This is a genomic window from Legionella feeleii (assembly GCF_001467625.1).
Lineage (GTDB): Bacteria > Pseudomonadota > Gammaproteobacteria > Legionellales > Legionellaceae > Tatlockia > Tatlockia feeleii.
Window position 1 is genome coordinate 68494 of the sequence record NZ_LNYB01000085.1, and the last position, 291, is coordinate 68784.

Here is a 291-nt window from a genome sequence, read left to right on the forward strand (position 1 = left end):
GCCTTGCTATCTGGCTTATTATTAGACTCCAAGCTACATAGATACTGAACTATCTTCAGCTTGCCACGGGAAGCAGCTCCAATTAAGGCTTCGCGCACGGCCTCGCTATCTGGCTTATTATTAGACTCCAAGCTACATAGATACTGAACTATCTCCAGCTTGTCATATACAGCAGCTTTCCTTAGGGTGTCGCTCATGGCGTCGCTATTTGGCTTATTATCGGACTTCAAACCAGATAGGAATTGAATTATGTCCCAATTTAAATGAGTCCTTTTTAGGGCTTCGCTTATG

Annotated in this window: 1 protein-coding gene; it reads right to left on the reverse strand. The window is 43.6% G+C overall.

Features of this window, described 5'->3' with window-relative positions; translation table 11 throughout:
- Window positions 1-197 (reverse strand): ankyrin repeat domain-containing protein (locus Lfee_RS17705; protein ID WP_238584933.1); only part of this gene is annotated, 197 nt, incomplete at its 3' end.
- Window positions 198-291 lie beyond the last annotated feature (94 nt).